The organism is Aeromonas aquatica (assembly GCF_000764655.1).
Taxonomy (GTDB): domain Bacteria; phylum Pseudomonadota; class Gammaproteobacteria; order Enterobacterales; family Aeromonadaceae; genus Aeromonas; species Aeromonas aquatica.
Genome location: NZ_JRGL01000096.1, coordinates 11,958 through 35,707 on the forward strand (window position 1 = coordinate 11,958; position 23,750 = coordinate 35,707).

The 23,750-nt window shown below is 61.3% G+C and carries 18 protein-coding genes and 1 pseudogene; 13 read left to right on the forward strand and 6 right to left on the reverse strand.

The genetic code is table 11. The annotated features are described in order from the left end of the window. The 4 genes and pseudogenes from LG30_RS0111175 (at position 1) to rplY (ending at position 5,978) form a co-directional block, all read left to right on the forward strand. On the forward strand, positions 1–423 hold the full coding sequence (locus LG30_RS0111175; RefSeq protein WP_033130790.1) for a CBS domain-containing protein: 423 nt from the start codon (positions 1–3) through the stop codon (positions 421–423). A 177-nt stretch (positions 424–600) separates the two neighbouring features. Then, positions 601–4,510, forward strand: a pseudogene (hrpA, locus tag LG30_RS20975) (ATP-dependent RNA helicase HrpA). Between the two features lie 89 nt (positions 4,511–4,599). Next, positions 4,600–5,436 carry a hypothetical protein gene (locus LG30_RS0111185; protein ID WP_033130791.1) on the forward strand — a complete coding sequence of 279 codons (837 nt, stop codon included), beginning with the start codon at positions 4,600–4,602 and terminating at the stop codon, positions 5,434–5,436. A 254-nt stretch (positions 5,437–5,690) separates the two neighbouring features. Beyond that, on the forward strand, positions 5,691–5,978 hold the full coding sequence (gene rplY, locus LG30_RS0111190; RefSeq protein WP_033130792.1) for a 50S ribosomal protein L25: 288 nt from the start codon (positions 5,691–5,693) through the stop codon (positions 5,976–5,978). A 146-nt stretch (positions 5,979–6,124) separates the two neighbouring features. On the opposite strand, the gene LG30_RS0111195 is transcribed toward rplY, so the two are convergent. Genes LG30_RS0111195 through selD form a run of 3 tightly spaced genes read right to left on the reverse strand, consistent with a single transcriptional unit; the run spans position 6,125 to position 8,927 of the window. Beyond that, positions 6,125–6,769 carry an MBL fold metallo-hydrolase gene (locus LG30_RS0111195; RefSeq protein ID WP_033130793.1) on the reverse strand — a complete coding sequence of 215 codons (645 nt, stop codon included), beginning with the start codon at positions 6,767–6,769 and terminating at the stop codon, positions 6,125–6,127. Further along, on the reverse strand, positions 6,763–7,893 hold the full coding sequence (gene mnmH, locus LG30_RS0111200; RefSeq protein WP_033130794.1) for a tRNA 2-selenouridine(34) synthase MnmH: 1,131 nt from the start codon (positions 7,891–7,893) through the stop codon (positions 6,763–6,765). Before mnmH ends, LG30_RS0111195 begins: the two co-directional genes overlap by 7 nt. Continuing rightward, a complete protein-coding gene (gene selD / locus LG30_RS0111205) occupies positions 7,890–8,927 on the reverse strand; it encodes a selenide, water dikinase SelD (RefSeq protein WP_033130795.1) in 1,038 nt (345 codons plus the stop codon). The genes mnmH and selD overlap by 4 nt, the downstream gene beginning before the upstream one ends. A 347-nt stretch (positions 8,928–9,274) precedes the next feature. Between selD and LG30_RS0111210 the strand changes: the two genes are divergently transcribed. From LG30_RS0111210 to LG30_RS0111220, 3 genes are all read left to right on the forward strand, one after another. Beyond that, on the forward strand, positions 9,275–9,727 hold the full coding sequence (locus tag LG30_RS0111210) for an EamA family transporter (RefSeq protein ID WP_033130796.1): 453 nt from the start codon (positions 9,275–9,277) through the stop codon (positions 9,725–9,727). A gap of 106 nt (positions 9,728–9,833) precedes the next feature. Then, positions 9,834–10,478, forward strand: coding sequence for a glutathione S-transferase family protein (locus LG30_RS0111215; RefSeq protein ID WP_033130797.1), 645 nt, complete (start codon positions 9,834–9,836; stop codon positions 10,476–10,478). A 227-nt stretch (positions 10,479–10,705) separates the two neighbouring features. Then, complete coding sequence (locus tag LG30_RS0111220) at positions 10,706–12,682, forward strand: alkyl/aryl-sulfatase (protein ID WP_033130798.1); 1,977 nt, start codon at positions 10,706–10,708, stop codon at positions 12,680–12,682. Between the two features lie 558 nt (positions 12,683–13,240). Here the strand turns inward: LG30_RS0111220 and LG30_RS0111225 are convergent. Beyond that, positions 13,241–14,431, reverse strand: a complete 1,191-nt coding sequence (locus LG30_RS0111225; RefSeq protein ID WP_033130799.1) for a class I SAM-dependent methyltransferase — start codon at positions 14,429–14,431, stop codon at positions 13,241–13,243. Positions 14,432–14,607: 176 nt separating this feature from the next. Beyond that, the gene (locus tag LG30_RS0111230; protein WP_033130800.1) at positions 14,608–16,038 is read right to left on the reverse strand and encodes a methyl-accepting chemotaxis protein; all 1,431 of its coding nucleotides are present in this window, start codon (positions 16,036–16,038) and stop codon (positions 14,608–14,610) included. An 83-nt stretch (positions 16,039–16,121) separates the two neighbouring features. On the opposite strand from LG30_RS0111230, the gene LG30_RS0111235 reads away from it, so the two are divergent. Both LG30_RS0111235 and LG30_RS0111240 read left to right on the forward strand, forming a co-directional pair. After that, positions 16,122–16,394 (forward strand): acylphosphatase, encoded by a 273-nt coding sequence (locus tag LG30_RS0111235; RefSeq protein ID WP_033130801.1) that lies wholly within the window; start codon positions 16,122–16,124, stop codon positions 16,392–16,394. A gap of 14 nt (positions 16,395–16,408) precedes the next feature. Beyond that, positions 16,409–17,164, forward strand: a complete 756-nt coding sequence (locus LG30_RS0111240; RefSeq protein WP_238566424.1) for a CHAD domain-containing protein — start codon at positions 16,409–16,411, stop codon at positions 17,162–17,164. A gap of 87 nt (positions 17,165–17,251) precedes the next feature. Here the strand turns inward: LG30_RS0111240 and metG are convergent, their stop codons facing one another. Next, a complete protein-coding gene (metG, locus tag LG30_RS0111245; RefSeq protein ID WP_033130802.1) occupies positions 17,252–19,285 on the reverse strand; it encodes a methionine--tRNA ligase in 2,034 nt (677 codons plus the stop codon). Between the two features lie 185 nt (positions 19,286–19,470). On the opposite strand from metG, the gene apbC reads away from it, so the two are divergent. The 4 genes from apbC to LG30_RS0111265 all read left to right on the forward strand — a co-directional run. After that, on the forward strand, positions 19,471–20,553 hold the full coding sequence (gene apbC, locus LG30_RS0111250) for an iron-sulfur cluster carrier protein ApbC (protein ID WP_033130803.1): 1,083 nt from the start codon (positions 19,471–19,473) through the stop codon (positions 20,551–20,553). Positions 20,554–20,661: 108 nt separating this feature from the next. After that, entirely contained in the window at positions 20,662–21,306 is a 645-nt protein-coding gene (udk, locus tag LG30_RS0111255; protein ID WP_033130804.1) for a uridine kinase, read from the forward strand. Positions 21,307–21,369: 63 nt separating this feature from the next. Beyond that, positions 21,370–21,951 (forward strand): dCTP deaminase, encoded by a 582-nt coding sequence (gene dcd, locus LG30_RS0111260; protein ID WP_033130805.1) that lies wholly within the window; start codon positions 21,370–21,372, stop codon positions 21,949–21,951. 361 nt (positions 21,952–22,312) lie between these two features. Next, positions 22,313–23,750 (forward strand): inorganic phosphate transporter (locus LG30_RS0111265; protein WP_033130809.1); only part of this gene is annotated, 1,438 nt, incomplete at its 3' end.

Here is a 23,750-nt window from a genome sequence, read left to right on the forward strand (position 1 = left end):
ATGGAGTCACTCAAGGCGAAGGATTATATGCAGACCAAACCCATCACGTTCGGCGCGGACATGATGGTGCAAACGGCGGTGGAGAAGTTTCTCAATAGCCACCAGCTCGGTGGCCCCGTAGTGGATGCACTGGGCCATCTGATTGGCTGGGTGTCCGAGCAGGACTGCATCGCCGTTATGTTGAAAGAGGCCTATCACTGCGAGCAGGTGGCCCAGATCAAGGATGTGATGCAAAAGGAGGTGCTGGCGGTGGGCCCCGACACCAGCATCCTGGATCTGGCGGAGATGATGATGGGCCAAAAACCCAAGATCTATCCGGTGGTGGAGGGGGGGCGTCTGCTCGGGGTGATCAGCCGCCACAATGTGATGCAGGCGATCCATGCCCAGCTGGGCACCTGCTTCGTGCACCAGGCGCGGGTCTGACCGCTGTTTTCGTCTCTGTCATCAGGAGCAGGCCGGGTGCCTGCTCTTTTCATTTGGCGTGATCCCCTTATCCGACAACGGGTTGCTTTAAGGCTTGCACCGCTCCCGCCCGCTCTTTAGGATCGGCTCCAGCTATCGAATGGCCCGCGCGGGCTTCATATTTAAGGAATCTGTACCTTGTCTCTCTCTCTCGAGGCGTTGCGCCGTCGCTTATCCGCCTGCATGAATCTCGACGCCCGTCGCCTTTCCAGTCGCCTGCACGGGGTCAAGAAATTGCCCGAGGGCAGTGCTGGAGACCATCGCCGCCGATCTGGATGTCGCGCAGGCGCGCTACCAGTCCCGTCTGGCGGGCGTCCCCAAGGTCACCTACCCGGACAACCTGCCGGTCAGCCAGAAGCAGGCGGAGATCGCCAAAGCCATCAAGGATCATCAGGTGGTGATCATCGCCGGCGAAACCGGCTCGGGCAAGACCACCCAGATCCCCAAGATCTGCCTGGCGCTCGGGCGCGGGGTCAAGGGCTACATAGGCCACACCCAGCCACGCCGGCTGGCGGCCCGTACCGTGGCGGCCCGCATCGCCGAGGAGATGCAGTCCGAGCTCGGCCAGTACGTGGGTTACAAGGTGCGCTTCACGGATCAGGTGAGCGAACAGACCCACATCAAGCTGATGACAGACGGCATCCTGCTGGCGGAGATCCAGCACGACAGGATGCTGACCCAGTACGACACCATCATCATTGATGAGGCTCACGAGCGCAGCCTCAACATCGACTTCATCCTCGGCTACCTCAAGCAGTTGCTGCCAAGGCGCCCGGATCTCAAGGTGATCATCACCTCGGCCACCATCGATCCCCAGCGCTTCTCCCGCCACTTCAACCAGGCGCCGGTCATCGAAGTGTCCGGCCGCACCTATCCGGTGGAGGTGCGCTATCGCCCCTTGTTTGAAGACAAAAAGAGCGATGGCAAGGAGAGCGGGGATGAGCGCGACGAGCTGCAGGGGATCTTCGATGCGGTCGAGGAGCTGGCCCGCGAAGGACTGGGGGACATCCTCATCTTCATGAACGGCGAGCGGGAGATCCGCGACACCGCCGACGCCCTGCGCAAACTCAACCTGCGCGACACCGAGGTGCTGCCGCTCTATGCGCGCCTCTCCAACGCCGAGCAGAACAAGGTGTTCCAGCAACACGCCGGGCGGCGCATCGTGCTCGCCACCAACGTGGCGGAAACCTCCCTCACCGTGCCGGGCATCCGCTACGTGATCGATCCCGGTACCGCCCGTATCAGCCGTTACTCCTGGCGCACCAAGGTGCAGCGCCTGCCCATCGAGCCCGTCTCCCAGGCCAGCGCCAACCAGCGCAAGGGACGTTGCGGCCGGGTGGCGGACGGTATCTGTATCCGCCTCTATTCGGAGGAAGATTTCAACAACAGGCCCGCCTTCACGGATCCCGAGATCCTGCGCACCAACCTGGCCTCCGTCATCTTGCAGATGCTGGCGCTGGGGCTTGGCAACATGGAGGCCTTCCCCTTCGTCGAGCCGCCCGAATCCCGCCACATCAAGGACGGCCTGACCCTGCTCAAGGAGCTGGAGGCGGTGCGTGAGTTGCCAAACCCTCATGGGAGTGAGGAGCAAGAGGCCCGTCTGCAGCTGACCGACACCGGTCGCCAGTTGTCGCGCATCCCGCTCGATCCCAGGCTGGCCAGGATGGTGATCAGCGCCGCCCAGACCGGCTGCCTCAGTGAGGTGCTGGTGATCACCGCAGGGCTCAGCATTCAGGATCCCCGCGAGCGGCCCATGGAGAAGAAGCAGGCCGCCGACGAGCAGCACAGGCGCTTCGAGGACAAGGATTCCGACTTCCTCGCCTTCGTCAACCTGTGGAATTACCTGAAAGAGCAGCAGGATCTGTTGGGCAGCAACCCGTTCCGCCGCCTGTGCCAGAAGGAGTTTCTCTCCTATCTGCGGGTGCGCGAATGGCAGGACATTCACTTCCAGCTGCGCCAGAGCGTCAAGGAGCTGGGCTTCAAGAGCAATGCTGAACCGGCGGACTTCAAGGCGGTGCACTGCGCCCTGCTGACCGGCCTGCTCAGCCACATCGGCAACAAGGAGCTGGAGAAGCCCGAGTTCCTCGGTGCCCGCAACGGCCGCTTCCACCTGTTCCCGGCCTCGGGGCTGTTCAAGAAGCCGCCCAAGTGGGTGATGGCCGCCGAGCTGGTGGAGACCTCACGGCTCTATGCCCGCATCAACGGCAAGATTGAGCCCGAGTGGGTGGAGCCCCTGGCGGGCCACCTCATCAAGCTGCACCACAGCGATCCCCACTGGTCGAAGAAAAATGGCGCCGTCATGGCCAAGGAGAAGGTGACACTCTATGGCCTGACCCTGGTGAACGAGCGGCTCATCAACTTCAGCCGCATCGATCCCGACCAGTGCCGCGAGCTGTTTATCCGCCGCGCCCTGGTAGAGGGGGATTTCGAGACCCGTCACCGCTTCTTTGGCGAGAACCGTAAACTGTTGGCCGAGGTGGAGGCGCTGGAGCACAAGTCCCGTCGCCGCGACATCCTGGTGGACGACGAGGATCTGTTCCGCTTCTACGACGCCCGCCTGCCAGAGGATGTGATCTCTGCCCGCCACTTCGACAAGTGGTGGAAAGAGGCGCAAAAGCAGGATCCCGAACTGCTGAACTTCGAGAAAGAGATGTTGATGAAGGGGGATGCCGCCCACATCAGCGATCTCGACTACCCCAACTTCTGGCAACAGGGGCGCCTCAAGCTCAAGCTGACCTACCAGTTCGAGCCCGGGGAGGCGGCGGACGGCGTCACCCTGCACATCCCGTTGCCGCTGCTCAACCAGGTAGAGGTGAAAGGCTTCGAGTGGCTGATCCCCGGCCTGCGCCACGAGTTGCTGGTGGCGCTGATCAAGTCGATGCCAAAGCCGATGCGCAAGAACTTCGTGCCGGCCCCCAACTATGCCGATGCGCTGCTCGCCAGCATCAACCCGGAGCAGGGGCCGCTGCTGGACGAGATGGAGCGCCAGCTGCGGCGCATGACAGGGGTGACTGTGCCCCGCGAAGCCTGGGATTGGGCTGCGGTGCCCGATCACCTGAAACTCACCTTCCGGGTGGTGGACGACAAGCACAAGCCCATCGCCGAGGGCAAGGATCTGGAAGCGCTAAAAGAGTCGCTGCGCGGGCGCGTGCAGGAGACGCTCTCCCAGGTGGCGGATGACGACATAGAGCAGTCCGGCCTCACCCTGTGGAGCTTTGGCGAGTTGCCCAAGGAATACAGCCAGAAGCGGGCGGGCTTCGAGGTGAAGGCCTATCCGGCCCTGGTGGATCAGAAGGATTCGGTCGCCATCCAGCTGGTGGAGAGCCCGGTTGCCCAGCAGCAACTGATGTGGAGCGGCCAGCGTCGGCTGATCCTGCTCAACGTGCCATCCCCCATCAAGTACCTGCAGGAGAAGCTGCCGAACAAGGCCAAGCTCGGGCTCTATTTCAACCCCTTCGGCAAGGTGGCGGAGCTCATTGACGACTGCATCGCCTGTGGCTGTGACAAGCTCATCGAGCGCCACGGCGGCCTGGCCTGGGACGAGGCGGGCTTCGAGGCGCTCAAGGAGTTCGTGCGCGCCGAGCTGAACGATGCCGTGGTCGAGGTGGCGAGCCAGGTGGAGGCGGTGCTGACCCTGTCCCATGAGATCAAGAAGCGGCTCAAGGGCAAGATGCAGCTCGACACCGCCTTTGCCATGTCGGACATCCAGCAGCAGCTTGGCAACCTCATCCACAAGGGCTTTGTCACCGAGACCGGCTGGCAGCGGCTGCCGGACTTGCTGCGCTACCTGCGCGCCATCGAGCGGCGCCTCGAGAAGCTGGCCATCGACCCTAACCGCGACCGGGTCTACATGCTCAAGGTGCAGAGCGTCGAAGCGGACTACAAGGCGCTGCTCGCCAAGACGCCTAAATCCCAGCCGATCCCGACCGAGGTGGCCAATATCCGCTGGATGATCGAGGAGCTGCGGGTGTCGTTCTTCGCCCAGCAGTTGGGCACCCCCTATCCGGTCTCCGATAAACGGGTGCTCAATGCGATAGCGCAGTGCTAAGCTGCTATGTATCTGTTTTCTGAACCATTGTCGAAGAGGGACGGGGAGCAGGGGAACGAGGAAACCAGGAGAAAGGGGGAGGGCGCAGGATGCTGGGGATCTGGTTAGGGGTGGCGCTGGTCAATATCAGCGGATATCAACCCATCGCGGAACAAACCTGGGTACAGCTGAATCCGGAATATTATCCGGTCCACCGCGCCGTGCCGTCCATCTTCGTGGCCTGGCGGGGCAACCAGTTCCCGCCGCTGGAGCAGAAGAAAAAGAACGGCCATTGGCTGGTGCTGTTCCCCGCCCGGCTGGTCCCCCCCTTCGACTTGTTCGAGGGGGAGGCCGAGCTCTCCAAGGCCTACCTGGCCCGGCTCAAGCGCATCGACGAGATGGCCTATGGCATGGCGCCCCATCAAGCGGTCAATCCGGCCGTCGGCATGTCTGCCCCCATGCCGTCACAGGAGGGGCTGAACCAGCCCTTCATCGCCGAGTTTTCCCTGCCCGGTATCGGTGGGGAAAGTCACCGACTGGCGCCGCCGGAGCCACTGTTGGCCAGCCTGGTGCGCCATGGGGCCTTGAATACCCCCCCTTCGGAGCCAGCCCAGGTGCAGCTTGCCGCCACAACGCGGCTTGAGGAGACAACCCTGACCCTGTCGGCGCCAGCGGCGGGATCGCGGGTCTGTCATCAGGTTGCGGCGGGCGAGACCCTCTGGCGCATTGCGAGCCAGCTGGTGTCGCAGGGGGGCACGGGAGGGGCCGATACCTACAGTTATCTGCTGGCCCTGGTGGAGGACAATCGCACCAGCATGGGCAAGGGGATCAGGGTACAGACCGGGCAGAGCCTCTATTGTCCGCGGGCCGAGACCCTGGCCCAGTTCGATGCCATGAGCCCGGTGCAGCGTCAGCAGCAATTTGCCCGATTGGAGCAGGGGCGCTGAGAGCAGTGGTCCCCGGCGACTCGGCAGTTGCAGTCTGTCTGATGGGGGGTCGACATGCGAAGGGCAGACAGCCCCTGGATGAGATCCGGCGTGGTCTCGACAGCAGAGGTTGTCTGATGGGAAACCGGGGGCCGAGGGTGACGGGTCTCTGGCTTGTATCCGCCTTGGGCCCATGCTAGTATGCGCGCTCGTTTTGCGAGGTGCTGACCGGTCGCAGTCAACACCATACATTCATCTTAAAAGAGATAAACACTATGTCTTTCGTATTCCAAGCTGAAGTCCGTTCTGACCTGGGGAAAGGTGCGAGCCGCCGCCTGCGTCACGCTGACCAAGTTCCTGCCATCGTTTACGGTGCTGGTAAAGAAGCCGTTTCCATCACTGTGGATCACAAGAAGCTGATCCTGGCCCAAGAGAAGCCGGAGTTCTACTCCTCCGAGCTGACCCTGGTCATCAACGGTGAAGAAGTAAAAGTAAACGTCAAGGCGATCCAACGTCACCCTGTACGTTACAAGCTGGTTCACCTGGACTTCGTACGCATCTAATTGCGTCAGTTCGGTTGAATGAAGAGCCACTCCCCGGAGTGGCTTTTTGCATTCTGGCGCTCGGGAATGGGTGACCGGCTGTCAGGCATCAGGTACGAGCCATAAAGAAGGGCGACCCCAGGGTCGCCCTTCTCGTCATCCCGAGCCTACCAGACCGGCTGGGTGAGGTAGGGATTGCTGACCCGCTCGCAGCCGAAGGTGGAGCTGGGGCCGTGGCCTGGCACGAAGACGATGTCATCGCCAAGCGGCAACAGGGTCTCGGTGATCGAGCGAATGAGGGTGCCGTGATCGCCACGGGGGAAGTCGGTGCGGCCGATGCCGCCGGCAAACAGCACGTCGCCGACCCAGGCGAGCCGCTCGGCCTGGCTGAGCAACACCACATGGCCAGGGGTGTGGCCGGGGCAGAAATAGACCTCCAGCTCACAGTTGCCGACGGTCACCTTGTCACCCTGTACCAGCCAGCTGTCCGGGCTGAAGGCGGGCGTGTGGGGGAAACCGAACATCTGGCTCTGCTGGGGCAGCATGTCGAGCCAGAAGGCGTCTTCCTGGTGGGGGCCCGTGATGCGCACACCGGTGCGGGTGCGCAGCTCGGCGGCGGCGCCTACGTGATCGAGGTGGCCGTGGGTCAGGATGATTTTCTCCAGCACCAGCTGGTGTCGCTCGATGGCCGCCAGCAGCTTGTCCGCCTCGCCACCGGGATCGATCAGCGCCGCCTGGCGGGTCTCGTCACACCAGATGAGGGAGCAGTTCTGGGCAAAGGGAGTGACCGGGATAATCTCAAATTTCAACATATCGGACTCTTCTGGTTAGTCTTGTTAGCATGTTGTTCTGCAAAAAAGGCGAGACAGGCCTGCTTGTCGCCCCTGAAATGCACTCGCTCACGCTTGTTGTCCAGCTGATAGAGATACATGGGGTCGTAGTAGCGGGTCAGCAGGAGGCGGATCCAGGCCAGATGCAGCTCGGTATTGCCGCTCTGGGCCTGCTCGGCGAGGGCCGCCTGCATCAGCGCATCCAGCTCCCGATGATCCTTGTCCCCGAGACGGCGCTTGAGGCGAGCGAGGGCATCGGTCAGGTAGGCGGCAAACAGCGGCCAGCCGTCCTCGGCGCCATACATCTCCAGATAGCGCTGCCAGAGATCCTGCACGTAATCGATGCGGATCTGCTCGGCGCGCTCGTCTTGCGGCACATCCACCACCACCAGCGGGGCCTGGCACATGGCCTCATAGAGGTTCAGCGGCAGGGCGCAGCGACCGATGAGGCGGCTCTCGTCTTCCACCACGAAGGCAGATTCCCCTAAGTGGCGGCGCTTGAGCAGCTCGATGGCGAGCTTGTTCTCGAAGTTGATGTTGCTGGGCTGCCCACCCGGCAGCTGACCAAAGGAGGATCCCCTGTGGTGGGCGTGCCCCTCCAGATCCACCGCCTGGGCGACCTTTGCCAGCATGTGGGTCTTGCCGGAGCCGGTCATGCCGGTCAGCACTGTCCAGTGACACACGGCCGAAGCCTTGTCTTGGGTATCCATGAGGAAGCGACGCAGCTCCTTGTAGCCACCGGCCACCCGTGGGCGGGTGACGCCGGCTTCGGCCAGCCACTGCTGCACCGTCTGGGAGCGCAAGCCGCCGCGAAAGCAGTAGAGCAGGGCATCGGGCTGCTGGCGCAACTGCGCCAGCCAGCCTTCCATGCGTTCTGCCCGCACGGCTCCTCCCACCAGCTGGTGGCCGAGGGCGATGGCGGCGGCCTGACCCTGCTGCTTGAAGCAGGTACCGACCTGGGCGCGCTCCTCGTCCGTCATCAGCGGCAGGTTGATGGCGCTGGGGAAGGCGCCGTCCTTGAACTCGATGGGGGCGCGCAGGTCGATGAGCGGCACGTCTTCGAGGAAGATGCGGGCCAGATCCGTCGCCTGTGGCAACGCACTCATTGGATGACCTCGATGAAGCGCTCGCCATCCAGCGGCTTCATCAGCCCGACGGGGGAGAGGGAGAGCCCGGCCTCACGGGCAATGGCCAGCAGCTCGGCCTCGCTCTCTTTGCCGACCGCCACCAGCAGGCCACCGCTGGTTTGCGGATCGCAGAGGATGTTGCGGGTGCGATCGTCCATGGCATCGAGCTTGTGGCCATAGGAGTCGTGATTGCGCAGGGTGCCGCCGGGCACGCAGCCCTCGGCCAGGTAGTAATCCACCTCGTCCAGCAGGGGCAGCGCTTTGAAATCGAGACGGGCGCAGAGCCTGGAGCCTTCGCACATCTCCAGCAGATGACCCGCCAAGCCAAAGCCGGTGACGTCGGTCATGGCATGCACGCCTTGGAGCGCGGCGAAGCGCTGGCCAATCTTGTTGAGGGTACACATGGCGTCGGGGGCCAGTTGCTCGTGCTCGGGCTTGAGCTTGCCCTTCTTCTGGGCGGTGGTGAGGATGCCGATGCCGAGGGGCTTGGTCAGATAGAGCACGTCGCCCGCCTGGGCGGTGTCGTTCTGCTTGATGGCATCGAGCGGCACTATGCCGGTCACGGCGAGGCCGAAGATGGGCTCGGGGGCATCGATGCTGTGACCACCGGCCAGGGAAATGCCCGCCTCGTGGCACACCTGGCGACCACCGTCGATCACCTGCTGGGCAATCTCAGGCTCGAGCGTGTTGATGGGCCAGCCGAGGATGGCGATGGCGACGATGGGTTTGCCGCCCATGGCATAGATGTCGCTGATGGCGTTGGTGGCGGCGATGCGGCCGAAGGTGAAGGGATCATCGACGATGGGCATGAAAAAATCGGTGGTGGAGACGATGCCCTGGCCGTTGCCGATGTCCACCACGGCGGCGTCATCCTTGCTGCTGTTGCCAACGATGAGAGTCGGATCGTCAAAACCCGGGATCTGGCTCTTGAGAATGGTGTCGAGCACCTTGGGGGAGATTTTGCAGCCGCAGCCAGCGCCGTGGCTGTATTGGGTGAGACGAATGGAAGACATACTGACCCCTCTATGGTTCACGCTCGCGTGAAGCGGTTCGATATGGGTGCGGCCATCGCATTGCGGATAATAACAGTGCGGATAATCGCAGAAAACGGATGAGCCTGGTGGCATGGCGGGCAGACAAGGTGCGCCACGCAGTGGGAACGGGTCCCACACCGCGCCACCAAAGGCCACGGGACGGGGCATTATGCCACAAAGAGGATGAGGGATCCGACTCGCAATTGAGGCGAGATGGATGGGCAGAAGGCAAGATGCGACGAGCTGTACACCCCGGTGATGAGCGGGATCCCGTCCTCTTCAGGCTCTGCTACAACTAGCTCACCCCTGTGTTGCAAGGCAAGAGCATGAGTACCTCGCTTTTTTCGGCCATGAACTGGTTTGGCTGGGCCCTGTTGTCGGCCCTCTTCGCCGCCCTGACCGCCATCTTCGCCAAGCTCGGCGTGGCGCAGATCAACTCGGATCTGGCGACCCTGATCCGTACCGCCATCGTCTTCGTGCTGCTCTGCCTCTATGTGGCCGGCACCCGCCAGTGGAGTAATCCGCTGGCGCTCTCCGGCCACAGCTGGCTGTTCCTCGGCCTCTCCGGGCTCGCCACCGGGGCCTCCTGGCTCTGCTATTTCCGCGCCCTGCAACTGGGCAATGTCGCTCAGGTGGCACCCATCGACAAGTTCAGCCTGGTACTGGTGGTGATCTTCGCCGTCCTGTTTTTAGGAGAGCGGCCCTCCCTGCGGGAATGGCTCGGTATCGGTCTCATCGCCGGGGGCGTCATGGTGCTCGCCTTCAAGGAGCAGGGATAGTGGCAGGAATCGTCCTTTAAGGCGTATTCATCTGCTTTTGTCTTGTTTTGTGAATGAAGTGCACTGTTTATTTGGTAAGCACAACGGAATATAAGGAGTCGGTGATATGAAACTCTATGCCCATCCCTTCTCGTCCTACAGCCAGAAGGTGCTGATTGCCCTCTATGAGAACGCGCTGGCGTTCGAGTACCACAATCTGGAATCCCCCACGGTCAAGGCCGAACTGGTCAGCCTATGGCCGCTCCAGCGCTTCCCCGTGCTGGTGGACAACGGCCATACCCTGCTCGAGAGCAGCACCATCATCGAGTATCTCCAGCAGTGGCATCCGGGCCCGAGTACCCTGGTGCCGGCGGAAGAGGCGGGCATAGAGGTGCATATGCTGGATCGCCTGTTCGACAACTATGTGATGACCCCCATGCAGAAGGTGGTGCTGGACAGGCTGCGTCCGGCGGCCGAGCGCGACAGCTACGGTGTGGCCCAGGCCCGGGAGATCCTGAACAAGATCTATCCCTGGCTCGATGAGCACCTCAGGGGACGTCACTGGGCGGCGGGGGAGACGTTCACCCTGGCCGATTGCGCCGCCGCCCCCTCGCTTTTCTACGCCGACTGGGCTCACGAGATCCCGCCGGCCTGCGCACAGCTTCGGGCCTATCGTGCCCGCCTGCTCGGCCACCCCTCCGTCGTGCGGGTGGTGGACGAGGCGAGGCCCTATCGCCACTACTTCCCGCTGGGGGCGCCGGATCGTGACTGAGACGATGGTCCATCATGGGAGCGGTAAGGAGCCCGCTCCCATGGTCACTTTCATCCCAGGTTGCGTACCTGGTCGGTTGATTACAGAAACGATATTTTAATGTAAACAGGGGGTTAAGATTCTCATTCGGTTCCTGTACCCTGACTGGGATTGAATCGTCATCGCTGAATGACCCAGGGTGACCGGTATGAAAACGTCATAAATGTTAACTAATCGAGGATTCAAGAATGAGACTGACCCAGATTGCCAAGAGTGTTGCATTGGCGGGTATGCTCGCCACTGTTGCCGTTCCAGGATTTGCTCAAGTGAGCCCCAAAGAGGCGACAGCGGCCACCAAGCAGGCCAATGATGCCCTCTATAAACAGCTGCCCTTTGCCAACAAGACGGATTTCACCGATGCCCACAAGGGCTTCATCGCGCCATTGCCGGATGCGGTGATCAAGGGCGAGCAGGGCAATGTGATCTGGGATCCCAAGCAGTACACCTTCATCAAGGAGGGGGAAAAGGCCCCGGACACGGTCAACCCCAGCCTCTGGCGCCAAGCTCAGCTCATCAACATCAGCGGCCTGTTTGAAGTCACCGAGGGTATCTACCAGATCCGCAACCTCGATCTGTCCAACATGACCATCATCGAGGGCAAGGAGGGGGTCACAGTGGTGGATCCCCTCGTCTCGGCCGAGACGGCCAAAGTGGGGATGGAGCTTTACTTCAAGCAGCGCGGCAAGAAGCCTGTGGTCGCGGTGATCTACACCCATAGCCACGTCGATCACTACGGCGGTGTGCGCGGGGTGGTGGACGAAGCGGACGTCAAGGCCGGCAAGGTGAAGATTTACGCGCCCGCCGGCTTCATGGAATCCGCCGTGGCCGAGAACATCATGGCGGGCAACGTGATGAGCCGCCGGGCCAGCTACATGTATGGCAACCTGCTCAAGCCGGATGCCAAGGGGCAGGTTGGCGCCGGGTTGGGCACCACCACCTCCGCCGGTACCGTCACCCTGATCGCGCCCACCGACTATGTTACCAAGACTGGGGAGAAGCGGGTCATCGATGGCCTGACCTATGACTTCATGATGGCACCTGGCTCCGAGGCTCCCGCCGAGATGCTCTGGTTCATCGAGGAGAAGAAAGTCATCCAGACGGCCGAAGATGTCACCCACACCCTGCACAACACCTATTCCCTGCGCGGCGCCAAGATCCGCGAGCCCTTGCCCTGGTCCAAATACCTGAACCAGGCGCTGACCCTCTGGGGTGACAAGGCCGAGATCATCATGGCGCAGCACCACTGGCCGACCTGGGGCAATGAGAACGTCAAGCAGCTCATCAAGAGCCAGCGTGATCTCTATCGTTACATCAACGATCAGACGCTGCGCATGGCGAACGAGGGTTATACCCGCGATGAGATAGCCGCCAAGTTCACACTGCCACCCAGCCTGGCCAACACCTGGGCGAACCGAGGCTACTACGGCTCGCTCAGCCATAACGTCAAGGCCACCTATGTGCTCTATCTGGGCTGGTTCGATGGCAACCCGGCCACCCTGGATGAGCTGCCACCGGTGGAGGCCGCGAAGAAATATGTCGACTACATGGGTGGGGCCGACAACATCCTGAAAAAAGCGCAGGAGGACTTCGCCCAGGGTCACTACCGCTGGGTCGCGCAGGTGGTCAGCAAGGTGGTATTCGCCGATCCAGACAACAAGGCGGCCAGGGATCTGGAGGCAGATGCCCTCGAGCAGCTCGGTTATCAGGCCGAATCCGGTCCATGGCGAAACTTCTATCTGACCGGCGCGCAAGAGCTGCGCAACGGGGTGGTGAAGCTGCCGACGCCGAACACCGCCAGCCCGGATACGGTGCGCGCCATGACGCCCGAGATGTTCTTTGACTACCTGGCGTTGCACATCAACGGTGAGAAGGCGGCCAGTGCCAAGTCGGTGCTGAACATCGATCTCGGTGCCCAAGGCGGCAAGTACAAGCTGGAGCTGGAAAACGGCGTGCTCAACCACACCGCCGATGCCGAAGCCAAAGATGCCGATGCAACAGTGACCCTGAGTCGCGATACCCTCAACAAGATCATCTTGAAGGAGGAGACGCTCCAGCAGGCGCAAGACAAGGGCGAAGTGAAGATCAGCGGCAAGCCAGAGAAACTGCACGAGCTGTTGGGCTACATGGATAAATTCGAGTTCTGGTTCAACATCACCACACCCTGATCATCGGGTGCGCCAGGCCGGCAAGCATGTCAGGCCTGGCTCCTGGCCGAGGGGAAACGGCAAACAAAACAGGCCCGCAATTGCGGGCCTGTTTACGTTGGCGAGGAGGAGCGCTCGGCTTGGCGGGCACGCACCGCCAGGCTCGACAGCTTGCCGATCCAGACAGCAGCGAGTACGCAGGGTGAGGGTTGCATCAGCAGGGTGGAAAGTAATGCTTTATGCGTGAAAATGATTTTTTATGAAAATAGTGTCGATATTTCCCCGGGGAATTTCCAACATCAGTGATTGAATGCGCAGTTTTTTTGCATAGACAAGAGCGTGGTTCTCTCTCCTGTCCTTGGGGTTGAGTTTCCCAAGCCCAGCGGTTGGCAGTGAAGGGCCGGCGATTCGATGGGTATCTGTGGCAAGTGTCTGCCATCTCCTTGGTCAGCGTGACCTTCGTTATCTCTTGCCGTGGAGGGGCGCAAACAAAAGGCCCGCTAGCGATAGCGGGCCTTTTCCATGACGCTGTGGTGGGCTCCCTGTACTGGCAGAGGGAGGTCCCGCGGTCGCTGCGGCTTAGCGGGCGCGGACCACCAGGCCCTTGAGGTAGAAGCCTTCCGGATAGGCGGTACCGATAGGGTGATCGGATGCCTGGGACAAGAGCTCCAGGATCTGGGCATCGCGACCGGCGTCCAGCGCCGCATCCGCCACGATTTTTTGGAACAGGCTCTGCTCCATCAGGCCGGAGCAGGAGTAGGTCAAGAGCACGCCGCCCGGCGCCAGCAGCTGGAACGCCAGCATGTTGATGTCCTTGTAGCCGCGGCAGGCGCCCAGCAGTTGGGCCTTGCTCTCGGCAAACTTCGGCGGATCCAGCACGATGACGTCGAACTTCTCACCCTTCTCGCGGTATTCCCGCAGCAGCTTGAACACATCGTGACGGATGAACTGGGTGTTGGAGAGATCCAGCCCGTTCAGCTCGGCGTTCTGGCGAGCGGTATCCAGCGCAGTCTGGGAGAGATCCACGTTGACCACTTCCTTGGCGCCGCCCTTGAGGGCATAGATGCCGAAGCCGCCGGTGTAGCTGAAGCAGTTGAGCACCCGCTTGCCTTCGGTGTACTTGGCCACCGCCTGACGGTTGTCGCGCTGATCCAGATAGAAACCCGTCTTGTGACCGTTGCGGATGTCCACCAGGATCTTGACGCCGTTCTCTTCGATGACCACGGGCTCGCTCGGGGTTTCCCCATGGATGACGCCGGTGCGCTCTTTCAGGCCTTCCTTCTTGCGTACCGCCACGTCGGAGCGCTCATAGATGCTGCACTCGGGGTAGAGGGTACGCAGGGCCTGGGTGATCAGTTCGCGCTGGAATTCGGCCCCGGCGGAGAGGATCTGGCACACCAGGAAGTCGGCATAACGGTCGATGGTCAGGCCCGGCAGGCCGTCCGACTCGGCGGCGCACAGACGATAGCCGGTGAGGCCCTGGCGCTTGATCAGCGGATCCCGGGACTCCTGGGCATATTTGAGGCGACGGAGGAAGAAGTCCAGATCGACGGTCTCGTCTTTGTCGAAGGTCCAGACCCGGGCGCGGATCTGGGAGCTGCCGGACCAGGCGCCGCGGGCGAGCCACTTGCCATCGTTGGCGTAGATCTCGACGGTATCGCCGTCGATGGGGTTGCCTTCAACCCGCTCAATCCCCTTGGAGAAGATCCAGGGGTGACGGCGCAGCAGGGATTTTTCGCGGCCTTTGACGAGGTAGATGTAAGCGCTCATGGGTGTTTACCGATGCCAGAAAGAAGAGGGGGCGTATTTTAGTAGCAAGCTCCGCGTTAAGCCAGCTTTCATGCTGCTCGTGAGGCCGGTGAGGCATGTGCCTGCGCGGAAAACCGGACCAAAAGCGAGGGCTCCCCGCTGGGGAGCCCTCTTGTTGCCACGAGGCGAACGCTTGACTAGATCCGCAAGCCGGTCATGGCCTGGCTGAGCTCGGTGGCGGTGGCCTTGAGGCCGGAGGTGCCGGCCACCGAGGCGCTGGCCGACTCTTCCACCCGGCTCGCCTCGTGGCGCACCTGATCCAGGTTGCGGGTGATCTCCTCGGCCACCGAGCTCTGCTCCTCGCTGGAGGTGGCGATCTGGGTGCTCATCTCCAGCACCGCATCGCTGTGGCTGCTCAGCTTGTCGATGTCCTGCCCCACCTCGGTGATGAGCTGCTGGCTGCTGGCGGCGCGCCCGACCGTCTTCTCCATGATGTCGTTGAGCGCGCCTGTGCCGGCCTGCAGCTCCTCGATCATCTGCTGGATCTCCACCGTGGCCTGCTGGGTGCGGCTGGCGAGGGTACGCACCTCGTCGGCCACCACCGCAAAACCGCGACCCTGCTCGCCGGCCCGGGCGGCCTCGATGGCGGCATTGAGCGCCAGCAGGTTGGTCTGCTGGGAGATGGCGTTGATGACGCTGACCACCTCATTGATGCGATTGGCGTTGTGGGTCAAGCGCTCGACGGCGCCGGAGGCGTTGCCAATCTCATCGGCCAGGGTGCGGATCGCCGTGATGGTACGGGCCACCCGCTCGGCGCCGTTGGCGGCCTCCTCGCTGGACTGGCGGGTCTGCAGCAGGGCGTCGTTGGCGTTGCGAGCCACTTCCCGGATGGCGGCGGACATCTGCTCCATGGCGGCGGCCAGGGAGTCCATGTGCTGGCGCTGGGCACGGGCCAGGGTCTCCCCGTCGCTGGCATGCTCGCGGAACTCGTCGGCGGCCATGGCCAGCGCCTCGGCGGACTCATCCACGAGACGCACTATCTTGTGCTGGCGATCGGTGAATCTGTCTATGCTGCCGGCCAGGATGGAGAACTCGTCCCGTACCGGGAAGAAGTTGAGGCGGAAGGTGAGATCGCCGTTCGCCACCGTCTGCAGCGCCTTGTTGGTGGAGTAGAGCGCGCCTGAGACGAAGGTCATCAGGTAGTGGGTGATGAGGGCCAACAGGGCGGAGAGCACGGCGATGATGGTGAGGGCGGTGCCCTGACCATCCCACATGGAGTAACGGCTGGCATCCAGGGTGCCGGTGACAAACCCGGCCTGGCCTGCGCTCGCGCTGACACTGTAATGATCCCCCTGCTGACTCAGGCCGGCGCTGCCCGTCTGAGCGAGAGTGAGCTCGGCTGGCAGGCTGAGGCCGGGCTGCTGACTCACCAGTTGGGCGGCGGTCTCGACCCTTTGCTTGAGCTGATCCAGCCTAACCTGCATCTGCTGATCATGGCCATCGGCCAGCAGGTACCAGGTGAGGAAGGCGATGAACAGGAGCGGGCACCAGAAGGTGATGAGAAATTTTTCGCTGATCGTGAGGTGAATGAGATAGCGGTCAACCCAACGGAATTTAACTTCTTTCATAATGATATTGCGTCCTGCAAGGGGAGATGTGTCGCAGTCATTATCGCCTTGGAGGGAAATTTCTTAAGGAAAAGGTGCTGAAAATGGGAGAGCAATCGTTTGTCGTTCGGGTCTGGGGTCAGGTGCAGGGGGTCGGGTTTCGTTACTTTACCCGGGAACGCGCGCTGCAGCTGGGGCTTCGGGGGCATGCCTACAACCTGGAGGATGGCTCGGTCGAGGTGCTGATCGCCGGCCCGGAGCAGCAGGTACAAATGATGCTGGGCTGGCTGGAGCACGGACCCCGCACGGCGACGGTAACCCGAATGGAGTGCGCCAAGGCCGCGCCGCCCACGGGGAGCGGTTTTCATACCAACTAACAGGAGACAGGGGCATGGAGATGATGGTGCAGACCACATGGCAGGCGCAGGCGCGCCGGCTCATCGATCAATATGGCGCCGCCACCCTGGCCTTGCGCCAACAGGCAGAGCCGGCCGAGGTGCATGCCTACCGGATCGCGGCTCGTCGGCTGTTGGCCTTGCTCGCCCTGTGGCGACCATTGATCCATCAGCCCGGGTTGGAGCGGCGCTTGCTGCGAGCAACGGCCACGCTCTCCACCCTGCGCGATGCCCAGGTGTATGAGGCGCGTTTTGGTGGCAAGCCCCATGGGATGTCGGCGCCCCGGGTTCCCATGCTGACGGTGCGACTGGCGCGCTGGCTGGATCGCCTGGCGCAGGTACCCGCCGACTTCAATCCCCTGCCGCTGTTTCAGATGCAGTTGGCGCTCTCTCTCGCCGATGGGCTGGCCGAGCCGGGACTGGACGCCTGTGCCGGCAAGCAACGTCAGTTGCGCCATTGGCACAAGTTGCGGTTGATCCTCAAGCGGACTCGCTACGGGGTGGAGCTGCTGGTGGGGCAAGGGCATGGGGATCCGGCCTGGCTGGTCATGCTGACCGCCTGGCAGGACAGGCTCGGCCAGTTGCAAGATGCCAGACAGTGGCTCAAGCGATTGAGCCGCAAGGGGGGAGGCGGCAAGAGGCAACGTGAGCTGGTGCGTCTGAAGGCGGCGATGGGCTGCCAGTTGCAACAGCTGGACTGTCAGCAGGCGGAGCTGGTGGGACTCAGGATGGCAATGCTGCCTGTGGTGTGAGAGCTATCCCCCAGGCTCGTCAACAGGGTGAAATGAAAAGAGAGGCCCTCGGGCCTCTCTTGCTGATCACAGCATCAAGGGCTGCGCTTATTTGACGCGCATGCCGGGCTGGGCGCCTTCTTGCGGCTCCAGGATCCAGAGATCCTTGCCGCCCGGGCCTGCGGCCAGCACCATGCCCTCGGACATGCCAAAGCGCATCTTGCGCGGCGCCAGGTTCGCTACCATCACGGTCAGCTTGCCTTCCAGATCTTCGGGGTTGTAGGCGGACTTGATGCCGGCGAACACCTGACGAGTCTCACCGCCGAGATCCAGCTGCAGTTTCAGCAGCTTTTCCGCTTCCGGCACGGCTTCGGCCTTCTTGATCAGCGCGACGCGCAGATCCAGCTTGGCGAAGTCATCGAAAGAGATGGTTGGGCTGATGGGGTCATCCGCCAGCGGGCCAGCCGGCTTTTTGCTCTGCTCCTTGGCCAGATCGTCCTTGGAGGCTTCCACCATGGCTTCAATTTTGGCGGGCTCGATGCGGGCGAACAGCGCCTTGAACGGGGCCAGCTGATGGTTGCACAGCGGCAGGGCTACGCCATCCCAGGTGAGGGTCTCGCCGAGGAAAGCTTCGGCACGCTCGGCCAGCAGCGGCATGACGGGCTTGAGGTAAGCCATCAATACCCGGAACAGGTTGATGCCGACGGAGCAGACCGCTTGCAGCTGCGCATCCGCGCCTTCCTGCTTGGCCAGTACCCAGGGTGCCTTGTCGTCGACGTAGCGGTTGGCCTTGTCGGCCAGGGCCATGATTTCGCGAATGGCACGGCTGAACTCGCGGGTCTCATAGGCCTCGCTGATGGAGGCGCTGGCGCTGGCAAACTCGGCGTAGAGCTCGGGTTCGGCGCAGGTCTCGGCCAGCTTGCCGTCGAAGCGCTTGGTGATGAAACCGGCGTTGCGGGAGGCCAGGTTGACCAGCTTGTTGACCACGTCGGCATTGACGCGGGAGACGAAGTCTTCCAGGTTCAGGTCCAGATCGTCGATGCGGCTGTTGAGCTTGGCGGCGTAGTAGTAACGCAGGCACTCCGGATCCAGGTGTTTGAGGTAGGTGCTTGCCTTGATGAAGGTGCCCTTGGACTTGGACATCTTGGCGCCATTGACGGTCACATAGCCGTGCACGTTGACCTTGGTCGGCTGGCGGAAACCGGCGCCTTCCAGCATGGCCGGCCAGAACAGGCAGTGGAAGTAGGCGATGTCCTTGCCGATGAAGTGATAGAGCTCGGCGGTGGAGTCTTTCTTCCAGTAGCTGTCGAAATCGATATCGCCACGCTTGTTGCACAGGTTCTTGAACGACGCCATGTAACCGATGGGGGCATCCAGCCAGACGTAGAAGTACTTGCCGGGGGCACCGGGTATCTCGAAGCCGAAGTAGGGGGCATCACGGGTGATGTCCCACTGCTGCAGGCCGCTCTCGAACCACTCCTGCATCTTGTTGGCCATCTCTTCCTGGATGGCGCCTGAGCCGCGCACCCAACCGGCCAGCCAGCTTTCAAACTGGGGCAGGTCGAAGAAGAAGTGCTCGGAATCCTTCATCACCGGGGTCGCGCCCGAGACGGCGGATTTCGGATCGATCAGCTCGGTCGGGCTGTAGGTGGCGCCACAACTGTCGCAGTTGTCACCGTATTGCTCCGGGGACTTGCACTTGGGGCAGGTACCCTTGACGAAGCGATCCGGCAGGAACATGGACTTTTCCGGATCGAACAGCTGGGTGATGGTGCGACCCTTGATGAAGTTACCCGATTTCAGACGACCATAGATCAGTTCCGCCAGCTCGCGGTTTTCATCGCTGTGGGTGGAGTGATAGTTGTCGAAGCTGATGTTGAAGCCGGCAAAATCCGCCTGATGCTCCTGAGACACGGCCGCGATCATCTCTTCCGGGGTGATCCCGAGCTGCTGCGCCTTGAGCATGATGGGGGTGCCGTGCGCATCGTCGGCACAGACGAAATGCACCTGATGGCCACGCATTCGCTGATAACGAACCCAGATATCGGCCTGGATGTGTTCCAGCATGTGGCCAAGATGGATGGAGCCATTGGCATAGGGGAGGGCGCAGGTTACCAGCATTGTACGAGGATCAGTTGCCATAATACGTTCTTTATGTGCCTGTTGGGATGATACAGTGCCGAGCATGTTACCCGAATTGGGGGCGGCCTGCCTAGGGTTGTGGCCCTGCCTGGCTTGGCGGAGGTTCTCTCGAATGAGCAGGCAAGCCACTGATTTGTGTGCGGTAACCGTTCACCTCAGCATAACGACAACATAATGGGGAGTTAATGGTGATTGATTCAGTAAAACAGATCCTTGCCGAATTTAAGCCAGCAGGGTGGGGCAAGGATCTGGTCGCGGCCGGTTTTGTGCGTGCCATCGAATCCCATGGGCAGAGCCTGACCATCAAGTTGGTGTTGCCCTTTGCCGGCCAGTCCTTGTTCGAGCAACTCAAGCAGGTGTTCGATGCCCGCCTGCGAACGGCCACCGGAGCCGTTGCCATCGACTGGCAAGGCGAGATCGAAGTGGCCAGTATGCCCCGCGCCCAGCAACTGGCGGCGGTACAGGGCATTCGCAACATCCTGGTGGTGGCCTCCGGCAAGGGGGGGGTGGGCAAGTCCACCACAGCGGTCAACCTGGCGCTGGCGCTGCAAAAAGAGGGGGCGCGGGTCGCCATCCTGGATGCGGACATCTATGGGCCCTCCATTCCTACCATGATGGGCACCCTTAAGGAGCGCCCACACAGCCTCGACGGCAAGCTGATGGAGCCGGTCATGGCCTGCGGTCTGAAGAGCAACAGCATCGGTTATCTGGTCGACGAGCAGGATGCCACCATCTGGCGCGGCCCCATGGCGAGCAAGGCGCTGGGGCAGATCCTGCACGAGACCCGCTGGGGCGAGGTGGATTATCTGGTGGTGGACATGCCGCCGGGCACCGGCGACATCCAGCTCACCCTGGCCCAGCAGGTACCGACCACGGCCGCCCTGATCGTCACCACACCGCAGGATGTGGCCCTGGCGGATGCCCGCAAGGGAATCGCCATGTTCAACAAGGTGAATGTGCCCGTGCTCGGCATCATCGAGAACATGAGTTATCACGTCTGCAGCGCCTGTGGTCATCATGAACCGCTGTTCGGTACCGGCGGTGGCCAGAAGATGGCTGCTCAGTACAAGATGTCCCTGCTGGGGCAGTTGCCGCTGCACATCGACATCCGTCAGCACATGGACAATGGGACTCCCACTGTGTCCGGTGCACCGGCAGGAGAGTTGGCTGAGATCTATCTGAAGCTGGCCCGTCGGGTGGGGGCCGAGCTCTATTTCAGCGGTAAACCGATTGCGACTCCGCTCTACACCGTGGCGCTGGACGAATAATCGTCTGTCGGCCGTCAGGGATGGATTTAGGGTGGGCATGGCTCACCCTTTTTTATATAATGGATCGGTTTAAACAATCCCCAGTGCTCTTCTCTTTAGGTATTTTCAATGTCTGATACTCAACATTCGTGTGTGATCATCGGTATTGCTGGTGCATCCGCATCCGGCAAGAGTCTTATCGCTCAAACCATTTATGAAGAGCTGGTGGCCGAACTGGGCGCAGGTCAGATTGGTGTGATCACCGAGGATTGCTACTACCGTGATCAGACCCACATGACCATGGAAGAGCGGGTCAAGACCAACTATGACCATCCCAATGCCCTGGATCACGATCTGCTGGTGCAGCATCTGACACAGCTGGTGAAAGGCGACGCGGTCAATATTCCCCAGTACTCCTATACCGAACACACCCGCATGAGCGAGGTCACCGCCTTCGCCCCGCGCCGGGTCATCATCCTGGAAGGGATCCTGCTGCTGACCGATAGCCGTCTGCGGGAGCTGATGGATGCCTCCATCTTCATGGATACCCCGCTTGACATCTGCCTGTTGCGCCGGCTGGTGCGTGACGTGCAGGAGCGTGGTCGTACCATGGATTCCGTGCTCAAGCAGTATCAGAAGACGGTACGTCCCATGTTCATGCAGTTCATCGATCCGTCCAAGCAGTACGCGGACGTGATCGTGCCCCGAGGGGGCAAGAATCGCATCGCCATCGACATGCTCAAGGCACGTATCCGCCACATGTTGATCGGATAAGATGCTACAAGCCGGGCGATGCCCGGCTTTTTTAAATGAATCATTTAGCAGGAGAGTCGCCCAATGCGTCTTTGTGATACCGATATCGAACGCCATCTGGATGAAGGCAAGATAGTGATTGAGCCGAGACCCGGCATCGAGCGGATCAGTGGCGTCAGCGTCGATGTGCTGCTTGGCAACGAGTTTCGGGTGTTTCGCGATCACACCGCCCCCTACATCGATCTCAGCGGCCCGAGCAGCGAGATGGCCGACGCCATCGATCGGGTGATGAGCGACGAGATCCACATACCGGACGGGGAAGCCTTCTATCTGCACCCGGGTCAGCTGGCGCTGGCGGTGACCTATGAATCCGTGACTCTGCCGGCGGATATCGTCGGCTGGCTGGACGGTCGATCCTCCCTGGCACGCCTCGGGTTGATGGTGCACGTCACCGCGCACCGCATCGATCCGGGCTGGTCCGGTCGCATCGTGCTGGAGTTCTACAATGGCGGCAAGCTGCCGCTGGCGCTGCGACCCAAGATGAAGATAGGGGCGCTCAACTTCGAGATGCTCTCAGGCGTCGCTGCCCGCCCGTACAACAAGCGGGAAAATGCCAAGTACAAGAGCCAGCAAGGGGCCGTGGCCAGCCGGATGAGCCAGGACTGAGTGCGCTTGTTTTGCTGTTCGTGTTGATGAAGGGTGCCAAGGCACCCTTATTATTTTTCCTGGCCGCAGAGGGACGCGGCACTACCGGTTGTGGCGAACTATTTTTCGACGATTGTGGTCTGGCGGGTGAGATAACTGCAGGGAAAAACAGTCGCTTATTGATTGAATAGGTCTGATTGAAGCCTTTCCATGATTGTTGAATGGGCTTTAATTAATCTTCGACAAGGCGCATTCCTACAGGCCCTAAGACATTTTCTGACGGAATGCCCTTTTTTTTTCTTACTGAAATATTTCAACAACGGGTATGGCGCACCGAGCCTTCTGGCATAATCCGCCGCAACTCATAAACAGGTTCGTTTTTATGTTTGAAATGTTTAGTGGTTTGGGTTTGTGGTGGTCAATCGGTTTGGTATTGGCCGTTTTTTTTGTGCTTGCCTATGAATTCATCAATGGCTTTCACGATACCGCCAATGCGGTAGCAACGGTTATCTATACCAAGGCAATGCCCGCACACACTGCGGTAGTGGCTTCCGGCTTGTTTAACTTCGCCGGGGTCATGATGGGTGGATTGGGGGTGGCATACGCCATCGTTCATCTGTTGCCCATCGATCTGTTATTGGGCATGGACTCTACTCAGGGTCTGATCATGGTGTTCTCCCTGCTGTTCTCCGCCATTGTCTGGAACCTGGGGACCTGGTTCTTCGGCATTCCGGCGTCCAGTTCTCACACCCTGATCGGCTCCATCCTGGGGGTAGGCGGTGCCTATGCCTGGATGAGCAATCAGCCTCTGACAGAGGGCATCAACGTCGGTAAAGCCATCGACATCATGCTCTCCCTCATTATTTCTCCTACCGTGGGCTTCATCATCGCCGCTTTGCTGCTGTTCGCCATGAAACGCGTCTGGCTGGGGAGCAAGATCCACAAGACCCCGGAAGAGCGTCTGCTGGTGGACGGCAAGAAGCACCCGCCGTTCTGGGCCCGTGTCACGCTTATCTGCTCCGCGATGGGGGTCAGCTTCGTGCACGGCTCCAACGACGGCCAGAAGGGCATAGGTCTGGTGATGCTGGTGTTGATCTGTGTGGCACCAGCCTACTTTGCACTGGACATGAATAGCCGCTCCTACGATCTGGACAGAACCCAGGATGCCAGTCAGCGCATCATGGAAATCTATCAGCGTAACCAGGAAGTGGTCTCTCAGGTGGTCAACTTCAGCGTCCCGGCACATGCCCAGGAAGAGCTGATGACTCACTGTGAGGCCGGTGATGCGCTGGAAGCCATGGCCACGCTGAACAGCCGTCTGGGCAAGGTGCGTACCTATGAGCAGATGGATCTGACCGATCGCCGTGAAGTGCGTCGCCTGTTGCTCTGTATCGACGATACCGCTCGCAAGGTCTCCAAGCTGCCGTTGCCGGCCAAGGAGCTGACTGATCTGGCCAAATGGCGTAAAGACCTGACCGCAACGGCCGAATACGCGCCGACCTGGGTCATCGTCTCCATCGCCCTGGCGCTGGGTTGCGGCACCATGGTGGGCTGGCGTCGTATCGTCTACACGGTCGGTGAGAAGATTGGCTCTTCCGGCATGACTTACAGCCAGGGGATTGCCGCCCAGATCACGGCCGCGGCCTCCATCGGTGTGGCGAGTTTGACCGGGATGCCGGTCTCGACTACCCACATTCTCTCCTCTGCGGTAGCAGGGACCATGGTAGCGAACAAGTCGGGCCTGCAGAGCCAGACCATCAAGACCATCTTGATGGCCTGGGTGTTGACCCTGCCGCTGACCATGGTGCTCTCCGGTGGCC